The sequence below is a fragment of the Bacillus sp. CCNWLW194 genome, from assembly GCF_037120585.1.
In the GTDB taxonomy this organism is placed as follows: Bacteria; Bacillota; Bacilli; order Bacillales; family Bacillaceae_G; genus Bacillus_A; species Bacillus_A basilensis.
Map to the genome: position 1 here is coordinate 1 of NZ_JBBBBL010000035.1, position 24017 is coordinate 24017.

25 protein-coding genes and 2 riboswitches are annotated in these 24017 nt (G+C 35.6%); of the genes, 22 read left to right on the forward strand and 3 right to left on the reverse strand.

Features of this window, described 5'->3' with window-relative positions; genetic code table 11:
* Positions 1 to 246 precede the first annotated feature (246 nt).
* The 4 genes from tsaE to tsaD are packed head-to-tail and all read left to right on the forward strand — an operon-like array spanning position 247 to position 2866.
* Positions 247 to 720: a tRNA (adenosine(37)-N6)-threonylcarbamoyltransferase complex ATPase subunit type 1 TsaE gene (gene tsaE, locus V7S50_RS33270; protein ID WP_063221712.1), complete on the forward strand. Its 474-nt coding sequence runs from the start codon at positions 247 to 249 to the stop codon at positions 718 to 720.
* Positions 701 to 1393: a tRNA (adenosine(37)-N6)-threonylcarbamoyltransferase complex dimerization subunit type 1 TsaB gene (gene tsaB / locus V7S50_RS33275; RefSeq protein ID WP_242256783.1), complete on the forward strand. Its 693-nt coding sequence runs from the start codon at positions 701 to 703 to the stop codon at positions 1391 to 1393. The genes tsaE and tsaB overlap by 20 nt, the downstream gene beginning before the upstream one ends.
* A 13-nt stretch (positions 1394 to 1406) precedes the next feature.
* A complete protein-coding gene (gene rimI / locus V7S50_RS33280; RefSeq protein WP_242256785.1) occupies positions 1407 to 1850 on the forward strand; it encodes a ribosomal protein S18-alanine N-acetyltransferase in 444 nt (147 codons plus the stop codon).
* A complete protein-coding gene (gene tsaD / locus V7S50_RS33285) occupies positions 1850 to 2866 on the forward strand; it encodes a tRNA (adenosine(37)-N6)-threonylcarbamoyltransferase complex transferase subunit TsaD (protein WP_060629296.1) in 1017 nt (338 codons plus the stop codon). The genes rimI and tsaD overlap by 1 nt, the downstream gene beginning before the upstream one ends.
* A gap of 462 nt (positions 2867 to 3328) precedes the next feature.
* On the opposite strand, the gene V7S50_RS33290 is transcribed toward tsaD, so the two are convergent.
* The gene (locus V7S50_RS33290; protein ID WP_277930338.1) at positions 3329 to 5251 is read right to left on the reverse strand and encodes an ABC-F family ATP-binding cassette domain-containing protein; all 1923 of its coding nucleotides are present in this window, start codon (positions 5249 to 5251) and stop codon (positions 3329 to 3331) included.
* Positions 5252 to 5438: 187 nt separating this feature from the next.
* Here V7S50_RS33290 and V7S50_RS33295 point away from each other — a divergent pair, with 187 nt between their 5' ends.
* Positions 5439 to 6068 carry a redox-sensing transcriptional repressor Rex gene (locus V7S50_RS33295; protein ID WP_000437704.1) on the forward strand — a complete coding sequence of 210 codons (630 nt, stop codon included), beginning with the start codon at positions 5439 to 5441 and terminating at the stop codon, positions 6066 to 6068.
* A 29-nt stretch (positions 6069 to 6097) separates the two neighbouring features.
* Here the strand turns inward: V7S50_RS33295 and V7S50_RS33300 are convergent, their stop codons facing one another.
* Both V7S50_RS33300 and V7S50_RS33305 read right to left on the reverse strand, forming a co-directional pair.
* Positions 6098 to 6289, reverse strand: a complete 192-nt coding sequence (locus tag V7S50_RS33300) for a YdiK family protein (protein ID WP_001246201.1) — start codon at positions 6287 to 6289, stop codon at positions 6098 to 6100.
* Entirely contained in the window at positions 6286 to 7035 is a 750-nt protein-coding gene (locus V7S50_RS33305; protein WP_242256786.1) for a CPBP family intramembrane glutamic endopeptidase, read from the reverse strand. Before V7S50_RS33305 ends, V7S50_RS33300 begins: the two co-directional genes overlap by 4 nt.
* Positions 7036 to 7436: 401 nt before the next feature.
* Here V7S50_RS33305 and groES point away from each other — a divergent pair, with 401 nt between their 5' ends.
* The 17 genes from groES (at position 7437) to ampS (ending at position 23763) form a co-directional block, all read left to right on the forward strand.
* Positions 7437 to 7721, forward strand: a complete 285-nt coding sequence (gene groES, locus V7S50_RS33310) for a co-chaperone GroES (protein WP_000917306.1) — start codon at positions 7437 to 7439, stop codon at positions 7719 to 7721.
* A gap of 38 nt (positions 7722 to 7759) precedes the next feature.
* Positions 7760 to 9394, forward strand: a complete 1635-nt coding sequence (groL, locus tag V7S50_RS33315) for a chaperonin GroEL (protein ID WP_336376812.1) — start codon at positions 7760 to 7762, stop codon at positions 9392 to 9394.
* Between the two features lie 140 nt (positions 9395 to 9534).
* Positions 9535 to 9636, forward strand: a riboswitch (purine riboswitch).
* 165 nt (positions 9637 to 9801) lie between these two features.
* Positions 9802 to 11340, forward strand: coding sequence for a glutamine-hydrolyzing GMP synthase (gene guaA, locus V7S50_RS33320; protein ID WP_141526296.1), 1539 nt, complete (start codon positions 9802 to 9804; stop codon positions 11338 to 11340).
* Positions 11341 to 11575: 235 nt separating this feature from the next.
* Positions 11576 to 11746, forward strand: a complete 171-nt coding sequence (locus V7S50_RS33325) for a hypothetical protein (protein ID WP_162837641.1) — start codon at positions 11576 to 11578, stop codon at positions 11744 to 11746.
* Between the two features lie 212 nt (positions 11747 to 11958).
* Positions 11959 to 12102, forward strand: coding sequence for a hypothetical protein (locus V7S50_RS33330; RefSeq protein WP_166572605.1), 144 nt, complete (start codon positions 11959 to 11961; stop codon positions 12100 to 12102).
* A gap of 26 nt (positions 12103 to 12128) precedes the next feature.
* On the forward strand, positions 12129 to 12341 hold the full coding sequence (locus tag V7S50_RS33335; RefSeq protein WP_078420359.1) for a hypothetical protein: 213 nt from the start codon (positions 12129 to 12131) through the stop codon (positions 12339 to 12341).
* Positions 12342 to 12395: 54 nt separating this feature from the next.
* Complete coding sequence (locus tag V7S50_RS33340; RefSeq protein WP_059303375.1) at positions 12396 to 12917, forward strand: hypothetical protein; 522 nt, start codon at positions 12396 to 12398, stop codon at positions 12915 to 12917.
* 27 nt (positions 12918 to 12944) lie between these two features.
* Positions 12945 to 14348 carry an FtsK/SpoIIIE domain-containing protein gene (locus V7S50_RS33345; RefSeq protein ID WP_336376811.1) on the forward strand — a complete coding sequence of 468 codons (1404 nt, stop codon included), beginning with the start codon at positions 12945 to 12947 and terminating at the stop codon, positions 14346 to 14348.
* A 287-nt stretch (positions 14349 to 14635) separates the two neighbouring features.
* Positions 14636 to 15139: a peptidase gene (locus tag V7S50_RS33350; RefSeq protein ID WP_098355452.1), complete on the forward strand. Its 504-nt coding sequence runs from the start codon at positions 14636 to 14638 to the stop codon at positions 15137 to 15139.
* Positions 15120 to 16148, forward strand: a complete 1029-nt coding sequence (locus tag V7S50_RS33355) for a replication initiation factor domain-containing protein (RefSeq protein WP_078420361.1) — start codon at positions 15120 to 15122, stop codon at positions 16146 to 16148. Before V7S50_RS33350 ends, V7S50_RS33355 begins: the two co-directional genes overlap by 20 nt.
* A 20-nt stretch (positions 16149 to 16168) precedes the next feature.
* On the forward strand, positions 16169 to 16372 hold the full coding sequence (locus tag V7S50_RS33360; RefSeq protein WP_016119021.1) for a DUF3173 domain-containing protein: 204 nt from the start codon (positions 16169 to 16171) through the stop codon (positions 16370 to 16372).
* Positions 16372 to 17628 (forward strand): tyrosine-type recombinase/integrase, encoded by a 1257-nt coding sequence (locus V7S50_RS33365; RefSeq protein WP_098162182.1) that lies wholly within the window; start codon positions 16372 to 16374, stop codon positions 17626 to 17628. Before V7S50_RS33360 ends, V7S50_RS33365 begins: the two co-directional genes overlap by 1 nt.
* A gap of 456 nt (positions 17629 to 18084) precedes the next feature.
* Positions 18085 to 19173, forward strand: a complete 1089-nt coding sequence (locus tag V7S50_RS33370) for a S8 family peptidase (RefSeq protein WP_098355451.1) — start codon at positions 18085 to 18087, stop codon at positions 19171 to 19173.
* Positions 19170 to 19370 (forward strand): DUF2129 domain-containing protein, encoded by a 201-nt coding sequence (locus V7S50_RS33375; protein ID WP_085451153.1) that lies wholly within the window; start codon positions 19170 to 19172, stop codon positions 19368 to 19370. The genes V7S50_RS33370 and V7S50_RS33375 overlap by 4 nt, the downstream gene beginning before the upstream one ends.
* A 502-nt stretch (positions 19371 to 19872) precedes the next feature.
* Positions 19873 to 19974: riboswitch (purine riboswitch) on the forward strand.
* Between the two features lie 127 nt (positions 19975 to 20101).
* Positions 20102 to 21427 carry an NCS2 family permease gene (locus V7S50_RS33380; protein ID WP_242256790.1) on the forward strand — a complete coding sequence of 442 codons (1326 nt, stop codon included), beginning with the start codon at positions 20102 to 20104 and terminating at the stop codon, positions 21425 to 21427.
* A gap of 145 nt (positions 21428 to 21572) precedes the next feature.
* Positions 21573 to 22274, forward strand: coding sequence for a response regulator transcription factor (locus V7S50_RS33385; RefSeq protein ID WP_063221705.1), 702 nt, complete (start codon positions 21573 to 21575; stop codon positions 22272 to 22274).
* A complete protein-coding gene (gene ampS, locus V7S50_RS33390; RefSeq protein WP_242256792.1) occupies positions 22258 to 23763 on the forward strand; it encodes an aminopeptidase AmpS in 1506 nt (501 codons plus the stop codon). Before V7S50_RS33385 ends, ampS begins: the two co-directional genes overlap by 17 nt.
* Positions 23764 to 24017: the final 254 nt, after the last annotated feature.

Consider the following 24017-nt stretch of genomic DNA (forward strand, 5'->3'; position numbering starts at 1 on the left):
CCGTGGTGTAGTGGTTAACATGCCTGCCTGTCACGCAGGAGATCGCCGGTTCGACCCCGGTCGGGACCGCCATTTTATATAAAGAAAAGAACGAAACATGTTGTTTCGTATTTTTTTATTTGTTTTAACAAAAAACTAATAAAGACAGTCAAACTATCCTTAGGAAAACTCCTAAGGACTTTTTTATATATTTAAAACCTGTATAATAAAGAGCAGAGAACATTGTGAGTAAAGTAGGTGAAGTCTGTGAGTAAATATGAAATAACAACAAAATCATCTGAGGAAACACAAAGATTATCAGAAAAACTAGGTGAACTTGTCGGGGCACAAGATGTAATTATTTTAGAAGGAGATCTGGGAGCTGGTAAGACGACTTTTACAAAAGGACTAGCAAAAGGTCTTGGAGTGAAAAGAGTTGTAAATAGTCCTACCTTTAATATCATTAAAGAATATAAAGGAAGATTACCGCTATATCATATGGACGTGTATCGCTTAGCAGAAAGTGAAGAAGACTTAGGTTTTGATGAGTATTTCTACGGTGAAGGAATTACGGTAGTAGAATGGGCTCATTTAATAGAAGCATATTTACCAAATGAAAAGTTACAAATTAGTTTATTCCATGCTGGAGATGACACAAGAAAAATTGTGCTCGAGCCAATTGGAGACCGATATATTAGATTATGTGAGGAGCTATTACAAGATGAAAGTACTAGCAATTGATACTTCAAATTACGTAATGGGCGTATCCCTTATTGAGGAAGGAAATGTAATTGGGGAAATCATTACGAATTTAACAAAAAACCATTCTGTACGTCTTATGCCAGCTGTAGAACAACTGTTAAAAGAATGCGGTGTAAAGCCGAAAGAATTAACTAAAATTGTTGTAGCAGCTGGACCAGGATCGTATACAGGTGTTCGCATAGGTGTGACAGCTGCGAAAACATTAGCTTGGTCACTTCAAATACCAATTGTAGGTGTATCAAGTTTAGAAGTAGTAGCTGCAAATGGTGCTAATTTTAATGGACTAATCTGTCCTTTATTCGACGGAAGACGTGGACAAATTTATACTGGCTTATATACATATGAAGGAGAGAATTTAGCTTCTATAGAAGAAGACCGAATCATCCTTATTGTAGATTGGTTGCAAATGTTACAAGATAAAGGAAAGCCTGTTCTATTTATTGGTAACGATGTTAAACTGCACAAAGAAACAATTATCGAACATTTAGGCGATCAAGCTGTATTTGCTCCTTTCACTAAAAATAACCCAAGACCAAGTGAGTTAGCGTTCTTAGGATTACAAAAAGAAGAACAAGATGTACATTCATTTGTTCCTAGTTATCTTCGTTTAGCTGAAGCTGAAACAAAGTGGTTAGAAAGTCAAAACAAGTAGGAGCTTGCAGAAGATGGATATGATATTTAGAAAGATGGAATTCGATGATATTGCTCAAATTGTAGCTATTGAAGTAGCATCTTTTTCAACTCCTTGGACTGCAGATGCCTTTCACCGTGAGTTAACGATGAATGAACATGCACATTATGTTGTGCTAGAAAAAGATGGTCGTGTAATTGGGTATTGTGGATTGTGGATAATTATTGATGAATCACATATAACAAATATAGCCATTTTACCAGAATACAGAGGTCAGAAGCTAGGAGATGCTTTATTGAAAGAAGCTATTTCCGAAGCGAAAGCTCTAGGAGTAAAAACGATGACACTTGAAGTACGTGTATCAAATGAAGTAGCAAAACAGTTATACAGAAAATACGGATTTCAAAATGGTGGAATTCGTAAACGATACTATGCAGACAATCAGGAAGATGGTCTCGTAATGTGGGTGAATATATAATGGAAAAAAATACGATTATACTTGGTATTGAAACAAGTTGTGATGAAACAGCAGTAGCGGTTGTTAAAAATGGAACGGAAATTATTGCGAATGTCGTTGCATCACAAATTGAAAGTCATAAACGTTTTGGTGGAGTTGTACCAGAGATTGCATCTCGTCATCATGTAGAAGAAATTACAGTTGTGTTAGAAGAAGCATTAAAAGAAGCAAATATTACATTTGATGATATTGATGCAATTGCTGTAACAGAAGGGCCTGGTTTAGTAGGAGCGCTTTTAATAGGGGTAAATGCAGCGAAAGCAGTAGCTTTTGCACATGATATTCCTCTAGTTGGTGTTCATCATATCGCTGGTCACATTTACGCAAACCGTTTAGTAAAAGAAGTTCAGTTCCCACTACTATCACTTGTTGTATCTGGTGGACATACAGAGCTTGTTTATATGAAAGAGCATGGTTCATTTGAAGTAATTGGTGAAACAAGAGATGATGCAGCTGGAGAGGCATATGATAAAGTAGCTCGTACGTTATCCATGCCATATCCAGGGGGGCCTCATATTGATCGCCTTGCACACGAAGGAGAACCAACAATCGATTTGCCTCGTGCATGGCTAGAACCGGATTCGTATGATTTCAGCTTTAGTGGATTGAAATCAGCAGTTATCAACACTGTGCATAACGCAAAACAACGAGGAATCGAAATTGCACCGGAAGATTTAGCAGCAAGTTTCCAAGAGAGTGTAATAGATGTGCTGGTAACGAAAGCATCTCGTGCAGCAGAAGCGTATAATGTAAAACAACTGCTTCTCGCTGGTGGAGTTGCTGCGAATAAAGGACTTCGCACACGTTTGGAGGCAGAATTTGCGCCAAAAGAAAATATTGAGCTAATTATTCCTCCGTTATCTTTATGCACAGATAATGCAGCGATGATTGCAGCGGCAGGTACGATTGCATATGAACAAGGAAAACGTGCTACATTAGCTTTAAATGCAAATCCAGGATTAGATATTGAAGCATAGTTATACACAAAATTAACCACAGCTTGTGGATAAAAGCCATATTATCTGTTGATAATGTGGCTTTTACTGTGTATATAAAATGTTAATAACTTTTTTGGTGATTGTGGATAATGTGGAAAAGTTATTTCTGTGTTTATATATTAAAGGTGGATATGTGCATAACGTTGTGGATAAATCAAACGAAGTCTGACCTTTGAATGTATCCTTTTTCGGGAAATAAAATAATGGTGAATATCTGAAAAGATATTTCGAGATAATCTTCTTTTAATTTGCGAATTGCTACAGATGTCAAACTTTGTCGGTAAATCGATACTTGGTGTCGAATCGTTGATATAGTTCCAGTTACGATGGACATATTCAAAAAACGTTCATGTACGATGACGTTGCTTCGCTCTAGAAAACAAAAAGGATGTCACATAGTCAAAAATCCCGACTTATGAGACATCCTCCTTATTCATACTCTTATAAATGCAATTCTTCCCATTCTGCCATACAAGCATCGAGTTGCTCTTGTAGTGTTTGTTTTTTTGTTGTAATTTCACTAGCCTTTTCATAATCTGCATATATTTCTGGTAAGCAAAGTTGATCTTCTAACGTAGCAATTTCTTCTTCGAATACTACAATGTTTTGTTCTAGCTCCTCAATTTTTCGAGTACGTTGACGCTCTAATTTTTTGCGCTCTTTTTCTTCGAGATAATTTAATTTTTCTTGTGCAAATGTCTTTTGAACCGGTGCTTCATTTTCTTGCTCTAATTCCGCACGTTCGATCATCTCATTTTTCTTTGCAACGTAGTAATCGTAATCCCCTAAATACTCCTGTGCACCTTCTGTTGATAACTCAACAACGGTTGTCGTTACACGATTAATAAAGTAGCGGTCATGTGAGACAAATAAAAGAGTACCTGGATAATCAATTAAAGCATTCTCCAAAATCTCTTTACTATTTAAATCAAGATGGTTCGTAGGTTCATCTAGAATTAATAAATTTGATTTTTGCATCATAAGTTTTGCAAGAGCTAACCGAGCTTTTTGTCCACCACTCAGAGAAGATACTGGTTTTAGTACATCATCCCCTGTGAATAAGAAGTTACCTAGTATCGTGCGAATTTCCTTTTCAGGTTGCAGAGGATATTCATCCCATAATTCATTTAATAGGCGCTTAGAAGATGTTAAGTTAGCTTGTTCCTGATCATAATAGCCAACAGATACATTGGATCCGAAAGAAACATCACCATTTAATAGGGGTAACTTATTCACAAGTGATTTTAATAATGTGGATTTTCCAATTCCGTTTGGACCAACTAAAGCAACACTATCCCCGCGAGTTAAGCGCATTGTTACATGTTCAATAATCGGATCCTCATCATATCCGATGGTTGCATCCTTTACTTGTAAAACGTCATTTCCACTTTGTTTTTCAATATCGAAGTGGAAGGAAGCTGACTTAGAATCACCTAATGGTCTTGTTAATAATTCCATTCGGTCTAATTGTTTACGACGGCTTTGCGCACGTTTTGTCGTAGATGCACGAGCTATATTTTTTTGAACGAAGTCTTCCAGCTTAGCGATTTCATCTTGTTGTTTTTCATAACGTTTCATTTCCTGCTCGTATAGTGCTGATTTTAAGTCTAAATATTTACTGTAGTTACCAACAAATCGTCTACTTTCTTTATTCGAAATTTCATATACTTGTGTAACGAGTTTATCTAAGAAATAACGGTCATGGGAAACGATTAGTATTGCGCCAGGATAACCTTGTAAATATTGTTCAAGCCATGTTAATGTTTCGATGTCTAAATGGTTTGTAGGCTCGTCCAAAATAAGTAGGTCTGGTTTCGTTAATAATAATTTACCGAGAGCTAATCGTGTTTTTTGTCCACCGCTTAATGTGGAAATCGTCGTCTGATGCGTTTCAACTGGGAAGCCAAGACCACTTAAAATCGAACGGATATCTGCTTCATATTGGTAGCCACCTTGGTCTTTATAATCTAATTGCAATTGGTCATAATCAGCTAATAATCTTTCATATGTAGCCTCGTTTGAAAAGTTTTCTTCTTTTCCCATCTCTTGCTCTAGCCTTCGAAGCTTTGTCTCCATTTGTTGCAAGTGTGTAAAGACGGTTAACATTTCATCCCAAATTGTTAAAGACGTTTCTAACCCGGTATTTTGGGCTAAATATCCGATTGAGACATCTTTCGGTTTTATAATTTCGCCACCATCATGAGATAGCTCACCAGCTATTATTTTTAATAATGTAGATTTTCCGGCTCCATTTCGTCCGACTAATGCGATACGATCCTTCGTTTGAACTTCCAATTTTATGTTTGCAAGAATCGTTTCTGCACCGTATAATTTCGAAAGCGCGTTTACTTGTAATAAAATCAATGTTTTCACCTCAAATAATTTCTTAACTTTGCCATGTTTATATTTCTCAATCATACTAAAAATAGTGTATAGTTTAAAATACAGAGAGAATACTTCTTCTTTCTATTATACAAGGAATTTAATAAGTGCTAAACTTCTGTATTTGATTAAAGCATATGAATAAAGATAGGGAGAGAGGAGAGGTTATATGGAGCAGCAGAAAATTCCACAAGCCACTGCTAAGAGATTGCCTCTATACTATCGATTTATCCAAAACTTATCTCTGTCTGGTAAGCAACGTGTTTCATCAGCCGAATTAAGTGAAGCGGTAAAGGTTGATTCCGCAACAATTCGAAGAGATTTCTCATACTTTGGAGCGTTAGGGAAAAAAGGATATGGATATAACGTAAATTATTTATTATCATTTTTCCGTGAAACACTCGACCAAGATGATATAACACGTGTAGCGCTTATTGGAGTAGGTAATTTAGGGACCGCTTTCTTACATTATAATTTCACGAAAAACAATAATACAAAAATTGAAATGGCGTTTGATGTTAGTGAAGAGAAAGTTGGAACAGAAATCGGAGGCATTCCTGTATATCACTTAGATGAATTAGAAGAACGTTTATCAACTGATATACAAGTGGCAATATTAACAGTACCCGCTACAGTAGCGCAATCTGTAGCCGATAGATTGGCAGAAACAAATGTGCATGGTATTTTGAATTTCACACCAGCACGCTTAAATGTGTCAGACAATATAAGAATTCATCATATTGATTTAGCAGTGGAGTTACAAACACTTGTTTACTTTTTGAAAAATTATCCACAATAAAACGCAGAGGAAGCGACCTCTGCGTTTTATTATTGTTTTTTCTTTGTGAATTTAACTAAGATAAGGCGAAGTGCCAAATTAAAATCAATCGTTGCCATAACTGCAAATAGTATTGTCCACATATTCCAGATTGTATCTGTTACGTTCGTAATGGCGAAGCGTGTAAAGATACATCCTAGAAGGAAGTACAATGCAGCCATGAACAATGGTGAGTTTCTCATACTAAAAATCCTCCGATAAAGCCTTGCATTTTTTCAGCTTCTTTAATCATTTCTTGAATTTGTTCGTTACTTACTAAAACTTGAGCAACTGCAACTAATGTATTCATTGCAACATGAGCGGCAATTGGAACGATAATACGTTTCGTTTTTACATATAAGAAGGCGAATACGAGCCCCATAGCGGTGTATACCAATAAGTGAGTAAAATCAAAATGAATCGCCGCAAATACAAGGGAACTAATGATAGCGGCAATAAAGAAGTTAAACTTCTTATAAAGTGTACCAAATAAAATTTTTCTAAATACGATTTCTTCTAAAATAGGTCCGATTATAGAAATAACGATAAGGAACCAAGGTGTCGTTCTTGCGATATCCATAAGTCTCGCTGTATTTTCAGATCCAGGTTTAATACCTAATACATACATTTCGATCATGCCAGCAATACTTTGCGAGAAAAATGCTAAGAAGAACCCGATAAAAATCCAACCAATCGTAGCTGGAACAGTAGAACGCATCTTATCTAAATGTCTGTCGCGAATATCTGTTCTAAGTAACCAAAGTACGATACATAATGCAATAAAGAAGCTAATGATCGCCCAGTGACCAGTTATGAGTTGAAATTTCTCTGCCCTAGTAAATCCCCTGTTATCATAAAGTCCAGTTTTCAGAAGAAGTGGTAATCCAGCAATTGATGATAACTGCATTAAAATGTATGTAACGATAACCCACCAATATTGTTTTTTCAAATGGTTTAACCATCCTTTCTAACTCTAGTGTATGAGATAAGGTAGGATAACATGTAAATATGCTATCTACGATATAAACCTTACTTAAATTATGTTTTTTTTGTAAATCCTTATTTGAAATTATAATAGAAGACAGGAGAAAGTTGTGTGTGTAGCGAAAACAACTTAGGGTGTCCTTTCATATTGTAACATACGAGTAGTGGAAACAACGATTCATATAGTAAAGGTAGAAGAAGAGGAACTCTATATAGAAAAGTTTATAGTGTAATTTGCGAAAAAATTATGATTTTTTTACTTGCAAAAGAAATTGAGATTATTTATTATTATAAGTGTGTTAGCACTCGGGTGACTTGAGTGCTAATAAATAAAATTTACATAACAAAATGAGGAGGTTATTGTTCATGCTAAAGCCATTAGGTGATCGCGTTGTAATTGAGCTTGTTCAAGCGGAAGAAAAAACAGCAAGTGGTATTGTATTACCAGACACAGCAAAAGAAAAACCACAAGAGGGTAAAGTTATTGCAGTAGGTACTGGTCGAGTGCTTGAAAATGGTGAGCGTGTTGCTTTAGAGGTAGCAGCAGGTGATCTTATCATCTTCTCAAAATATGCAGGTACTGAAGTGAAATATGAAGGTACAGACTACTTGATTTTACGTGAAAGTGACATTTTAGCAGTTATCGGTTAATTATATAAATCTTAAAAAATCCAAGGGGGTCAATTATTATGGCAAAAGATATTAAATTTAGTGAAGAAGCACGTCGTTCGATGCTTCGCGGTGTCGACACTCTTGCAAACGCAGTAAAAGTAACACTTGGACCAAAAGGTCGTAACGTTGTACTTGAGAAAAAATTTGGTTCACCACTTATTACAAATGATGGTGTAACAATCGCAAAAGAAATTGAATTAGAAGATGCATTTGAAAACATGGGTGCGAAATTAGTAGCAGAAGTTGCTAGCAAAACAAATGATGTAGCTGGTGACGGAACAACAACTGCAACTGTATTAGCACAAGCTATGATTCGTGAAGGTCTTAAAAACGTAACAGCTGGTGCGAACCCAATGGGTCTTCGTAAAGGTATCGAAAAAGCTGTAGTTGCTGCAGTAGAAGAATTAAAAACGATTTCTAAACCAATCGAAGGTAAATCTTCAATCGCACAAGTAGCTGCTATTTCTGCGGCTGACGAAGAAGTAGGTCAATTAATCGCTGAAGCAATGGAGCGCGTTGGTAACGACGGCGTTATTACTTTAGAAGAATCTAAAGGTTTCACAACAGAATTAGACGTAGTAGAAGGTATGCAATTTGATCGTGGATATGCATCTCCTTACATGATTACTGATTCTGACAAAATGGAAGCAGTTCTTGATAACCCATACATCTTAATCACTGATAAAAAGATTTCTAACATTCAAGAAATCTTACCAGTATTAGAGCAAGTGGTACAACAAGGTAAACCACTTCTTATCATTGCTGAAGATGTAGAAGGCGAAGCGTTAGCTACATTAGTAGTGAACAAACTTCGTGGTACATTCAATGTAGTAGCTGTTAAAGCTCCTGGATTTGGTGACCGTCGTAAAGCAATGCTAGAAGATATCGCAATCTTAACTGGTGGCGAAGTAATCACTGAAGAAGTAGGTCGTGACTTAAAATCTGCTACAGTTGAATCTTTAGGACGCGCTGGTAAAGTTGTTGTAACGAAAGAAAACACAACTGTAGTTGAAGGTATTGGAAATTCACAACAAATCGAAGCTCGCATTGGTCAAATCCGTGCGCAATTAGAAGAAACAACTTCTGAATTCGATCGTGAAAAATTACAAGAGCGTCTTGCAAAACTTGCAGGTGGCGTAGCAGTAATTAAAGTAGGTGCAGCAACTGAAACTGAGTTAAAAGAGCGCAAACTTCGTATTGAAGATGCACTTAACTCAACTCGTGCAGCAGTAGAAGAAGGTATCGTTGCAGGTGGTGGTACTTCACTTATGAATGTATACACGAAAGTTGCTGCTATCGTAGCTGAAGGCGACGAAGCTACAGGTATCAACATCGTACTTCGCGCACTAGAAGAGCCAGTTCGTCAAATCGCAATCAACGCTGGTCTAGAAGGATCTGTAGTTGTAGAGCGTCTAAAAGGCGAAAAAGTAGGCGTTGGTTTCAACGCAGCTACTGGCGAGTGGGTTAACATGCTTGAAACTGGTATCGTAGATCCAGCTAAAGTAACTCGCTCTGCACTTCAAAACGCAGCATCTGTTGCAGCTATGTTCTTAACAACTGAAGCTGTAGTAGCTGACAAACCAGAACCAAATGCACCAGCAATGCCTGACATGGGCGGCATGGGCATGGGTGGTATGGGCGGAATGATGTAATTCCGTTTGTCCTAAAAAACATCCATTTCTATATAGAAATGGATGTTTTTTTATGTTTTTTAGAAAAGGAAATGAATTTCTGTAGAATTTTGTCGCTTTCTCTCTTGACCATATTGATACTTCATTGTTAGAATCTAGGAAGATAATATAAAACGATCCTTCATATATCCTCAAAGATAAGGTTTGAGAGTCTCTACCGGGTTACCGTAAACAACCTGACTATGAAGGCAGTGTGTCTTATATTTATAAAGAACGGAAGACTATCTTTCTTTATAAAGCCAGACCCCTGCCTTTTCTTTGTTATGAGACTAGAGGCGGAGGACTGGCTTTTTTTATTATATTAGTAATGCTTTTTGCCAAATTGGTGAAAATATTTATATACGAGAACTAACGTTGGGGTGATTATTTTGAAGAAGCAGCATGATACAATTATCGTTTTAGATTTTGGGAGTCAGTACAATCAGTTAATAGCACGTCGAATTCGTGAGTTCGGTGTATACAGTGAACTTCATCCACATACAATTACTGCAGAAGAAATTAAAGCAATGAATCCAAAAGGGATTATCTTCTCTGGTGGACCAAATAGTGTATACGGTGAAGGTGCATTACATTGTGATGAAAAAATCTTTGACCTAGGATTACCGATCTTCGGTATTTGTTACGGTATGCAGCTTATGACGCAACAATTCGGTGGTAAAGTAGAGCGTGCCAATCACCGTGAGTACGGAAAAGCTGTTCTTAAAGTAGAGAACGAATCAAAATTATATGCGAACCTTCCAGAAGAGCAAGTTGTATGGATGAGCCATGGCGACTTAGTAACTGGTTTACCTGAAGGATTCGTAGTAGATGCAACAAGTGAGTCTTGTCCAATTGCTGGTATGAGCAATGAAGCGAAAAACTTATACGGTGTACAATTCCACCCAGAAGTACGTCACTCTGAGCACGGTAACGATTTAATTAAAAACTTCGTATTCGGCGTATGTGGTTGTTCTGAAGGATGGAACATGGAGAACTTTATTGAAGTAGAATTAGAGAAAATCCGTGAAACTGTTGGAGACAAAAAAGTACTATGCGCACTTAGTGGCGGTGTAGACTCTTCTGTTGTAGCAGTATTAATTCATAAAGCGATCGGTGACCAATTAACATGTATTTTCGTTGATCATGGCTTACTTCGTAAAGGTGAAGCAGAAGGCGTTATGAAAACATTCAGCGAAGGCTTCCACATGAACGTTATTAAAGTGGATGCACAAGAACGCTTCATGAACAAGTTAAAAGGTGTAGAAGATCCAGAACAAAAACGTAAAATCATCGGTAACGAATTCATTTACGTATTTGATGATGAAGCGTCTAAATTACAAGGAATGGACTTCCTAGCGCAAGGTACACTTTACACAGATATCGTTGAGAGTGGTACAGCAACTGCACAAACAATTAAATCTCACCATAACGTTGGTGGACTTCCAGAAGACATGCAGTTCAAATTAATTGAGCCTTTAAACACATTATTTAAAGATGAAGTACGTGTATTAGGATCAGAACTAGGAATTCCTGATGAAATCGTATGGCGTCAACCATTCCCAGGTCCTGGTCTTGGTATTCGTGTATTAGGTGAAATCACAGAAGAGAAATTAGAAATCGTTCGTGAATCTGATGCGATTTTACGTGAAGAAATTATTAAAGCAGGATTAGACCGCGAAATCTGGCAATACTTCACTGCGCTTCCTGGTATGCGTAGCGTAGGTGTTATGGGTGACGAGCGTACTTACGATTACACAGTGGGTATCCGTGCAGTAACATCTATCGACGGTATGACAGCTGACTGGGCACGTATCCCTTGGGATGTATTAGAGAAAATCTCTGTACGTATCGTAAACGAAGTAAAACACGTTAACCGTATCGTGTATGATGTAACGAGTAAGCCACCAGCAACAATTGAGTGGGAATAAGACATTAAATTAATAATATTTGTGAAGCCTATCTTAAAGCGTTTTTCAACTTGTTAAATGTTTTAAATGCTTGATTTATGATAGTGTTCACCACCAAAAGACCCCCCAAGATATATTTCTTGGGGGGTTAATTGATAAGTGTGTGTATTCAATGATTTTTCTACTAAATTGTGAAATCACCATATTGGTGGTAAAATGACACGTAATAGGATGTTTATTTATAGGAGGCAATTTTATGAGAATGACAATTACATTATCTATTGAAGCAAAAGAGAACTTAACAAAGTTGCAAAAATTGATTAGTGAAGAATCTGGAGGAGGAAAAGTCACTCAAGGTTTTGCTATTGGATATGCACTAAAAAATCAAGTTGAACTAATGGAAAAGAAGAAAAAAGAAGAAAAATAAATACTAAAACAAAGGTTAATCATTTTAGATTAGCCTTTTTATTTTGCCTTTTTCGAGAACAAATATTTATTTTCAATAGTAACTCACCAAAAAATCACGCAAATATATGTATTTTTGGTGTTGACCAGGTGAATTTATGGTGATAATATTATTTTAACGCAATTTGGTGTCTATTTGCGTGATTAAAGTTGGTGAGGGAGGTATTAATTGAAATGCTTGAAGAAGAATTTGAAAATTTGTCAGATGAGGAACAACGTGAAGTCATTGAGTATTTAGATGAGTATATGGAATCTGTAGCTATCGGAAACGGTGATTATCACATTGGTGATAATGGAGAAATTGTAATTGAAGATTAATTTTAAAAAGAAGAAAGGAAAATAGTATGACGACAAAAGAGAAAAAATTCCAAAGACTGTTAGAAAAGAGGATGAAAAGAGCAATGAAGCAATTAGATTTAATTGCGAATCTTTCGTCAGGTAGATATGCTTGTTCCGTATTTGAAGTTAGCAAATTGATTGACCAATTGGACTCGAAAGTCAAATACATTGATGGATTATTTCAAAAACGTTTATTACTTAATTCTAAGAAAAAATAGAACGGGGGCTAATTCCCGTTCTTAAATTAATCACGATACGGAGAGGTGAATATTTTGAGAAAGAACCAAGTGACAATTGTTATAGATAGATTCAGTGATGAAGCTAAAAACGGACAGAATAAGCAGACAATACTTGTTTATTGTGATTCCAATAATATTTGGGAAGCTCTTAACGGTGCTTTTTATGAAGTAGTAAGTGAAGTGATAAAAGGTCAAAATCTTCCTAGCTTTGGGCGAAGAGAGCACTATAAAGAAAGGGTTACTGATTTCTTTGATGGGGAAGGTATTAACTGTGAGAATACAAATACAGAGGGAAATAGCCAATCCTCAGAACCGATTGAGTGGCTACTTGAAAATGGGTTCCTAATTGAATGGGATGTGTTTGCGAAAGAAGCGACCGGATCTGAAATTGAAAAAATTAAAGAACGAATGCCTAAAGGAAGTCAGTTACATTTAGATTTGAAAGAAGTGGCTAATAAAGCGATATATCCTAATGGCAGTACTAGAGGTGTCTCATATGAGTTCTTGGTAAAAATTTTAGCGGGATTTTCATCAGTGTGGGAAAAAGGAAACTAAGCTAATAAGATTTGAAAGGAGCAATCCATGAAGCGAAATGCACTGACAAACATAATCAATAAAAGAAACGATGATTGGCAAGAGGTTGTATATCCACAAAGGAAAAATAAATTATTAAAATATTTCTTTGTAATATTCATCCTTATGCTGACGGTTTTCTTTGTGAAGGTGTCAAACGCTATCCCCCCACTAATAATTGATATTCCTGTGATTCATGGCTATATGAGTTTCAATAGCTTCGTTGATGTACTAATAGCAGTTCTTTGGGTGGTATCTATTTATAAAAGTATTAGATTCTACTTTGACTTTGTTAAGGGCCATAGGTCATGGATTGCTAATAATCTAGCCTATATGATTCATTCGATAAAATTGTTTGATGAAACTGTAGTTGAGGTTGAGGAAGATGGGAAAAAAGTAAAAGAACGAATAATTGAGAGAGTTATTCAAATTTATTTCAAAGAGGATAACGAAAAAGTATATGTACGAATAGCAAGAAATGGTGACCGATTTACAAAAGAAGCTACCAATCTTGGCGAAAACCTTGAAGCTACTTTAGGAATGGAACTAGAATCAATAAATATAACCGTTAACTATGTTGATTATGCTTTCTTAAAATACAAAGACGAACGAATTAACCTAGCTTCAGCAATAAGTAAATCAAATGATTCAGATGAAATTAGAATTACTGGAAATATATCTTACGAACTCCACAAGGTAGTACACTCGCTTGTAGTCGGAGGGACTGGATCGGGCAAGTCGTTCTTTATTTTGGGAAAAATAGTTTCTTACTTGAATTTATCTCCTCAAGCTGATTTAAGAATTGTTGACCCTAAAAAAGCAGACTTGAGCCTTTTGCGTTTCGTTACGGGATTTGAAGAGAAAGTTGCTACAGAAGCCAATCAAATATGCAAAATGCTAAGAGAAGTCGTTGGATTAATGGAAGAACGTTATTCCGAATATTTCGATAATGTGTCGGCTTTTGGTAAAACCTATAGGGACTTTAACTTGCCTATTGTCATTGTCATTTTTGATGAATTTTCAGCTTTTATGCATTCTGTAGATAAGAAAATTGCTAAAGAAGCTCTAGATTACGTTTTTCAAATCGTTATGAAAGGCAGACAAGCAGGCGTCATGATAGAAATACTTATGCAACGTCCTTCAGCAGATGACCTGCCTACGAATATAAGGGCACAGATGGGTTTTAAAGCAGGTTTAGGTGCTATGGACTCAATTGGCTATAACATGATATTTGATACCAATAACGTTGAATATAAGACGGTTACAGAGAAAGGTGGTGGATATATTCAACTGGATGGCATTCACACTGCCCCAGTCTATTTTGAAACCCCATATATAGACAAAGACTTTGACTTTATAGCAGAAATAGAAAAATTGATGGGAAATCAGCAAATGACGGATACCTCTAAATAAAGTGATTTCATCAATCAAAAAAATTGAGCGTAACTTTTTGCGAGGGTTTCGGTGGCGACGTTAGTCGACAAACGGAGTGGCAAGAAACGCTCGTGAAAAGTTATGCCCTGTTGGGCGTTCTTTGCCCAACACTTATAAATAACCAAAATTAGTGAAGCGACCAGTGGGTAACACTGGTGAATCTCCCTCAATAGAAGTTGCGAAACTCTTTGGGGCTCTAAGTCTGGAGCGTTACTCAAAATCCCGGGAGTTCGGGATTTCAAAATGATAAAAAGGAGTTTTAAAATATGGGAAAATTAATTTTAAAATCGTCAATATTACATTCTTTAAATGACTCGGAAAATGTTGAATTAGGTGATTTTCACTTTGATATTAAACAATTTAAAGTTCCTACAGCAATGTTAGTGCAAAAAGATGGTTTTTCTACTCGAATTGAAAAAGAAAAGAATCTAAATGGTGAGCTAGTTGAAACAGGTAAGTATGCAATAACTTTTAAAGTTTACGATAGACCATTTATTGAGCTTGTATTACAAAATGGTGGTACTGAAATTGGCTCGCCTATTACTGTAGTTATTGAAAAACAAGATAGCCTACCTATCTTTGATGATTATGAAGATGGTGAATTTATTCCAATTTCTTTTATGGGTCTTAAAGTAAAACCTAAAAAGGTGCAAAAGAAAACATTTGTCGGACAAGGTAAGCCAATGATCGATACATGGCAGTATGCAGAACTTAAAATTGAAGCTGATAGTTACACTATTGGTGAAGTACATGAGTCAAAAGCGAAGTAATCAGTGCTTAATTGATTACCTTCGTTGTTCAATTCCAAATAGTGGGTTGCCGGCAGTCGCTGATGAAGTTTTAGGAATCCCTATTTCTGAATTTTCTTCAGAGATTAAGGGGTCTCCATATCCCACTTATGATATGTGCATTAGCTTTGCGAATATAAAGCTTCATTCTTCACGAAGTCATAGTAGTGTTCTTATAGATATGTCTGGGCAAGCGTGTAGACAATATGAAGAATACATGTCGAGGGTTGATGGTTGGCATTGGTACAAATTTGTATCAGTTATTTTAGAAATACAAGGTAAGGTATCAAGAATAGATTTGGCTTTAGATATTTTTGATGATTCTACTCCATCTGTAAAAGCGTTGCAGGATTATGTGAAACGAGGACAATTAAGTACGAAAAGTCATAAATTTATTGAAATAAATAGTGGTAGGATTCTTGATGGGAAATTGACCGGTTTTACATTGTATATTGGTGCATCTCCGCAAATATTACGAATCTATGATAAGAAACAAGAAAGAAGAGATAATGCAGATGAAGTTGTAAATGTTGAAAAGTGGGTCAGATGGGAACTAGAGCTGACCGGAAATAAAGCGATGCAAGTTGCTCTTCAAATATCGAATGGGAAACCACTTAATACTATAGTTAAAGGTATTTTATCAGCTCATTATTGTTTCAAGACACAACCTAAGAGTGCTAGTGATTTACATAATAAAAATAGACTTCCTACAATGAGATGGTGGCAAAAATTTGTAGATGGTATTGAGGCAATTCCCTTAAAAGTAAAGCGTGAAAAGCTCACTTTAAAGAAAAAGAAAAATTGGGTTGAAAATGCTACAGTAAAATCAATCAGTATGCTCTATGAGTCATTTAGGCGTGTATATGGTGAAAAATATGCTGAGCTTTATTTGAAAGAGTTAATACATATGGGGAAAGAAAAAATTACTGAGTCCGACCAAACATTAATTGAGCAACGTGTTTTAGAACTTATGAGTGAGGATGAATATTAGCGTGGAAAGGGGTTGTTGTGATGGGTACAACAATATGTAAAGATGATTTAATTAGACTAGGATATAAGAAATATCAAGCTATTTCACTAATTAGGCAAGCAAAAGCAATCATGGTGCAAAAAGGTTGTCCGTATTATAACAACAAAAGACTAGGAAGAGTACCGAGGGATGTGGTTGAATCCATTTTAGGAGTTTCTCTTATAACAGAAATGAGTAATTCTTAATGAAGAATAGAACGCAGCAAACAACAAAATACCCTGGTGTATATGTTGATGATAAAGGGAATTTCTTTTATCAATCAGAATTTGGCATTGATCGGATTACAGGAAAACGAATACGAAAAAAAGGAAGAAAAGACGTTAATGGAAAGCCCTTTTCTTCCGCGTTCGAAGCTAATAAAGAGTTAACTCGATTAAAGAGAGAATATCATAAAGTCAATAGTTACGCTAACTATAAAATGACTTACGAGCAATTTATGAATACTGTGTATATACCGTATTATCAAACAGACGTTGAAGAAAGTACCTTTTCTATTAAGAAAAGAATATTGGAAAAGATAAGAGATAGGTTTGCTTCTATTCCTCTCCGTTCTATTTCAGTGGAGGACGTACAAAATTTTCGTACATGGTTATTAACAAGTCAAGAGAATGGAGGAGCTGGATATGCTCAATCCTATGCAAGTCTAGTTTTTGGAACATTTCGTAAAAGCTTAGATAAAGCTGTGGAAATGCAATATTTAGAATACAATATTTCAAAAAAGGTTAGGGCAATCAACAAAGGAAAAGCTATTGTACCCTATTGGACGAAACAAGAATTTGAAAAAGTGATAAATCAAATTTATATTGGTGATTTTTATGAACACCTAAATTTCGTTATGTTGTGGGTCTATTATATGACAGGGATTCGTGTGAATGAAGGAACAGCTTTATATTGGAATGACATTGATTTAATAAAGAAACGTATACGGATTCATCATATGCTTATTCTGAAAAACAGAACGGATTGGAAACGGAATTCATATACGAAAACAGAAGATGGAAAGAGAATAGTAGCACTGGATGATGACACTATCAAAATTTTAAATGACTGGAAAAGTAGGCAAACAGAGATTGGATTAGGTAAGGAAAATGATTTTGTGTTTAGTTATGATGGTCTACCGATGATTAAATCAACGATATCAAGAATTATTGAGCGATATTCTAAATTCGCAGGAGTGAAAAAGATACAAGCAAAGGGATTACGTCATTCCCATGCTTCATATCTCATCAATGAATTTAATGTATCGGTGCTTGTTTTATCTCAACGTATGGGGCATTCAAGTCCAGAGATTACTTTAAAGCACTATGCTCATATGTGGAGTGGTGCTGATACTGCAATAGCTGACGCAATGACTGGAAATATTGAAATCAAAACGGCTGAACGTACAAAAATTATATTTAATGGTAATCAAGTATTAAATAAAAGTAATGTAAGAGGATAATTTTATTTAGAGAGAAAGAAAAGTGTTAGGGTGCGGAGACTGCTTGCAACATGGAGAAAGGCTCGCTGTAAAGGGCGTTCGGAATTTCAAACAGTTAGAGCAAAGACAAGATAGAGCTAGAAATTGTGGAAGGATATTTTTAAACGTTGCATAAAAAAAGCCTAACTAAAAATGTTAGGCTTTCTTTATGGATTAATACTTGTTAATACAATTATATATTTGTAGATTGTGTGATGTGTAAAGTATCAATTTGGACTTTAAGCTTTCTAATGAAAAATATGGATGCTTTTTTAATAACACTATATTAATTTGAATATTTATCCAAAGTGGATTGTATACAAACTTATCTTTAATCAATTATAATAAATTAATTATCTTTATAAAGAAGAGAGATGGATTTGAAATTCTATCTTTTATAGAAATTATATGTAAAGTTTGGAAGGGAAATTAGGATTTATGTCGAATGGTATTGTAAGTTTAAAGGGGAAGGATATAGGGATAATGAAAAAATTTAACATTAATTTAAATCAGACTTTTAATTATAAAACTTTAAAAGAAAAATTAAGTGAACAGCATTTAGAGCTAAGATTTTATGATGAAAAATTCATGCCTGAATTTGCAATTATAAAAGCAGAATCTTCAGAGGTCTTAAAACAAATAGATTTTATAAATGATTTCGAAGAGTGTGGAATAGGTTATTTACTTGGAAAACCAAGAAAAAATAATAATGCAGAGATAAAAGTTCATAGTAAACCAGATATAGATAATATATCGCTTAGAAATGCAGGATTATATGGATTAGGTATCGGAATAGCAGTTATTGATTCGGGTTACAATGAAGAATTTTGTGGAAAAGTAGAGGACGCTGAAAATTTTTCGTCGGGTCCTAATCCATTGGCTCATTTAGGACATGGAAATATAGTGATATCTATTGTAAAGAAATATGCTAGTATGGCAAAGATTTATTCCGCAAAGGTTTGTCATGAAGATGGTATTGATGAAGAATCAGTACATAGGGCCTTGAAATGGATAAGGGGAATTGAAGGAATAAAAGTAATAAATATGTCAATAGGATTTGATAGGAATTGCCAGGGGAATTGTTTTTTATCAAAAGCAATAAATAAAATGGTTGATTTAGGATACATAATTATTGGGGCAGTTGGAAATGATGGAGATAAAGGAAAAACCGCTCGTTGCCCGTCCTGTGCAGAAAAAATGATTTCTGTAGGAGGAATAAGTGAAGATGGGAATAAAGTTGCATTCTTTAGTAATAAGGGGCATATAAATGGATTTAACAAACCGGACTTACTTGCTCCTGCCAATGGATTAACTATTTATGAAGGAGTACCAGATTTGTATCGCGGAACCTCTTTTGCTGCTCCTATAGTAGCGGGAATAGTAGCCGCGTGCCATCCAAAACTTGAAATCGAACGAGTTAAAGATATACTTATAAGTAGTTGTACACCATTAGTTGATCAGCCGATAAGTAAACAAGGAAATGGGCGATTTGAATTACAAAGTTTATTGGAGGTACTGAACTTATGAAAAAGAAGATTTCAGTTCATTTAAATGACATGAATAAAGTATATATCCTCGAACAATTCGGACAAATAAGTTATGTTGATGATTTTCTAGATTTGGTCTTTATTGTTGTTAATGAATCAGAGATTAAATCTATATTAGCACTAGAGTTTGTAGTTAATATCGAGGAATGTGGCCGGGGAAACTTATTAACGGCTTAAAAAAAGCCTGATTATATAATTAGGCTTTTTTTTGTTTATAAATATCGATACATTTAAATATTATGAAGTTCATTGTTGCCTGTATTAGAAGAATATGTTGATTTGTGTTACGATTAATTTTAGTAATGTATTAGTGGAAATGTGATGAGTTGGATATATAATTATAAATATTTGTAAAAACGATAAACGAAACATTTGCAGATTTAAAAGCAGATTAGTGGAGATTTCACTTACTAGATGCTCGGTGATTGTATTTCCCACCAAACACACCACCAAAACACTGAATTTTTTCAAAAGGTGCTGTTATTTAAGGAAACAGGGAGTACCGTCCATTATTGAGTGGGAATAGTATTATAAAAAAAGATCCATCTATTGCTCATGCATAGATGGATCTTTTATTATTTTAAGTTAAATACGAACGAAAATATAAAAGTTTATAAAAATGTTCGTTTTAAATTGACAAAAATACTTTCAAGAGTTAATATGAGTATGTAATTCAAACGAAAAGTGAATATTATGCCGTCGTATAATATCGGGGATATGGCCCGAAAGTTTCTACCTAGCTACCGTAAATGGCTTGACTACGAGGCGTTTTTATAAAGGTGAGGGGAATCTTATCTTTATTCATAGAACGCTTCCATGTATATGCAATGGAAGCCTTTTTTATTTTTAATAGATAAAAGAGGGCTAGGGGATTGCGGCGAGTAATCATATAACGGGGGAAACGTAAGATGAAACGCTATTTTCAGTTTGATGAACTCGGCACAAATTATAAAACAGAGTTCATAGCAGGTTTAACGACATTTTTATCTATGGCTTACGTACTATTTGTCAATCCTGCTACGCTGTCACTTGCAAATGTTAAAGGATTACCGGCAGGTACAGGAATGGATCCGGGTGCAGTATTCGTTGCTACAGCATTAGCAGCAGCAATCGGTTCGTTAATTATGGGTATTTTCGCGAAGTATCCAATTGCTTTAGCGCCAGGTATGGGAATTAACGCGTTCTTTGCTTATACGGCAGTGTTAACGATGGGTATTCCGTGGCAGACAGCAATTGCTGGAACGTTAATGTCAGGTATTATCTTTATTATTCTTACTGCTTCAGGTATTCGTGAAAAAATCATTAATGCAATTCCATCAGAGTTAAAGTTTGCAGTAGCGGCAGGTATCGGATTATTCATTGCCTTCCTTGGATTCCAAAATGCCGGAATTATCGTGAAAAATGATGCTGTCCTTGTTGGGTTGGGGGATTTAACAAAGGGCACAACGTTACTAGCAATTTTCGGAGTTGTTACGACAATCATCTTCATGATTAAGAAAGTTAATGGTGCAGTATTCTACGGTATGATCCTTACAGCAATATTAGGAGTGGCAACAGGATTAATTGATACTCCGAAAGCTGTAGTGGGAGCAATACCGAGTCTAGAACCAACGTTCGGTGCGGCGTTAACGCACTTTGGAGATATTTTCACTGTTCAAATGGGGATTGTTATTATAACGTTCTTCTTTATCGATTTCTTTGATACAGCAGGTACACTTGTAGCGGTTGCGAATCAAGCTGGATTAATGAAGAACAATAAATTACCACGTGCAGGAAAAGCGTTATTCGCAGATGCGATTGCAACTGTAATCGGTGCGATCTTAGGTACATCAACAACAACGTCTTACATTGAGTCGTCTGCTGGGGTAGCAGCGGGAGGACGTTCTGGATTTACAGCAGTTGTAACAGCAGGATTCTTCTTACTGGCACTATTCTTCTCACCATTACTAAGTGTTGTAACACCAGCTGTAACGGCACCAGCATTAATTATTGTAGGGATCTTGATGGTTTCTTCTTTAGGAGAGATTGATTGGAAGAAATTCGAGATTGCAGTACCAGCATTCTTTACAATCATTTCAATGCCACTTACGTATAGTATTGCGACAGGGATTGCGATTGGGTTTATCTTCTATCCAATTACAATGGTAGTAAGTGGTCGTCGTAAAGAGATTCATCCAATTATGTATGTTATGGGAGTTTTATTCGTACTATATTTCATCTACGTTCGTAAATAAAAGGGGTTTTTTGAAAGGTCTAGACTTAAGGGGAGTCTAGACCTTTTTTGCGTCTTCAGAAAAACTTAAGGATTTCCGAGCGTTTTTCTTCAGAAGTTTTCCTATAATAGAAGTTAGGGATTAAAAAAGTAATGGGGGAGATATTGTGGCACACGAAACAATACTTGTCGTAGATGATGAAAAAGAAATTCGAAATTTAATTACAATCTATTTAAAGAATGAAGGATATAAAGTACTGCAAGCAGGAGATGGAGAAGAAGGATTACGTCTCCTGGAAGAAAATGAAGTGCATCTAGTCGTATTAGATATTATGATGCCAAAAGTAGACGGTATTCATATGTGTATGAAAGTAAGGGAAGAAAAAGAAATGCCAATCATTATGCTTTCAGCGAAAACGCAAGATATGGATAAGATTTTAGGATTAACAACGGGTGCTGATGATTATGTAACGAAGCCGTTTAATCCGTTAGAGTTAATCGCAAGAATTAAATCTCAGTTACGCCGTTATATGAAAATGAATGGTTTCGCTATACAAAATGAGGACGAGCTAGAAATTGGAGAGATGAAAATTAACAGCTCAACCCATAAAGTTATTGTAGAGGGAGAAGAAGTGAAACTAACTCCGAGGGAATTTTCAATTTTAGAATTGCTAGCCCGTAATCCAGGTATGGTCTTTAGCGCGGAGCAAATTTATGAAAAGGTTTGGAACGAACGATCTTTCCAGTCTGATAATACTGTAATGGTGCATATTCGAAAAGTACGTGAAAAGATTGAGGAGAATCCAAGGAAACCTAGATATATAAAAACAGTATGGGGAGTGGGGTATAAGATTGAAAAAGATATTTAATCCTTTTACTTATGTAAGGAAAACAAGAGAATTAATTGAGAAATTAGTAAAGAGCGTACGGAAGAGTATAAGAATTCAATTGATTACTACTTTTGCTGCTTGTGCGTTATTAGGAGTTTTGTCAGCAAAGGCAGCTGCGCCATTTTTTGAGAATGCGAATCGTCAAGCGACTATCGATTATCGGGCTGGTATGGAACGAATTAATCACCAAGCTCAAGGAGCGGCAAATAGTTCGGTTCATGAAAATAAATTAGAAGCTATATCCGATATGATCGAAATGGAGAATCAAAATTTAGAGCAAGGATCTAGAGCTTTAAAAATATTGGTTACTGATGAGAGTGGTAAAGTTTTATATAAAACGAAGCAGGCGCAAGAAGAGCAAATCGATTTGCATAATACGATTCGTAATGCAGCATCATTTGCGATTAACTATTCAAATGGTCGAGATGTATTTGAAAATACGAGAAAAGAATTTATAGCTTTTTCACCTATTACAATAGAAGATAAGAATTTATATATGTTCGTTAGTGGAATACCAGATGGTGTAGTAATGTATGATACGCAAGAAGGACCATTCCCATTTTTAATTGGTGTACTCGTGTTCATTTCCTCTTTCTTCTATATAACAAAGAGGAAGATGAAGCAAATTGAAGCGATGGCAGAAGGTGTAAAGGAAATAGAAAAAGGAAACTTAGCGTACCGTATTGAGAAGAAAGGTGAAGATGAGATTGCGTCTTTAACTGAGAATATTAATAATATGGCGGAAGAGCTTATGAATAATATAGAAAAAGAACGTAAATTAGAAAAGCAGAAAAATGAGCTTATTACGAATGTATCTCATGATTTACGTACACCACTTACTTCTATTATGGGTTACTTACGATTACTTCGAGATTCTAAATATGAAAATCAAGAACAACATGATGAGTATACGAGAATTGCTTTTGCGAAGTCGGAGCAGTTAAAGAATTTAATAGAAGATTTATTTGAGTATACGAAGTTAACGAATGAACAAGTTGTGTTAGAAAAACAAGAAGTATGTGTAAATGAGTTATTGGAGCAATTAATAGAAGAGTTAGTACCGCAAGCGGAAGAGCATGGACTTACGTTTGTTAAGAAGTTTCCTGAGGAACGTGCCTATGCAGCGATTGATTCGGAAAAGATGGTCCGTGTATTTGATAATCTATTAATGAACGCGATTAAGTATAGTAAAGATGATGGGGAGATAAAAGTTTCTCTTCAAAGGCAGCGCCGGGATATACAAATTGTAATTGCGAATCATAGTGAAGAGTTTACGAGAGAAGAGTTAGCGAGTTTGTTTGAACGCTTTTATAAGAAAGATCAATCTAGAAGTAGAGTAACAGAAGGATCGGGCCTTGGATTGGCGATTGCGAAAAGTATTGTTGAATTACAAGGTGGTAGTATTCGAGCTGAATATGAGGATGGTATTATTCAGTTTATCGTCTCGTTACCAATTATAGAAAGATAATAAACGAATAGAATGGTATATGATAAAAAGGCTTATTTTAAAAGAAATAAGCCTTTTTATATTTTTTTAGAAAAACATGTTGACGATTAGGGATTAGAGGTGTAATATAGAACAAGTCGCCGATGCAATAACGCAAAACACGACAAACGAAATAAAAAAACTTAGTTGACATTAACTAACGAAGATGTTAACATAAGGAAGTCGCAAATGAGCGACCAAGTAGTTCTTTGAAAACTGAACGAAACAAACAACGT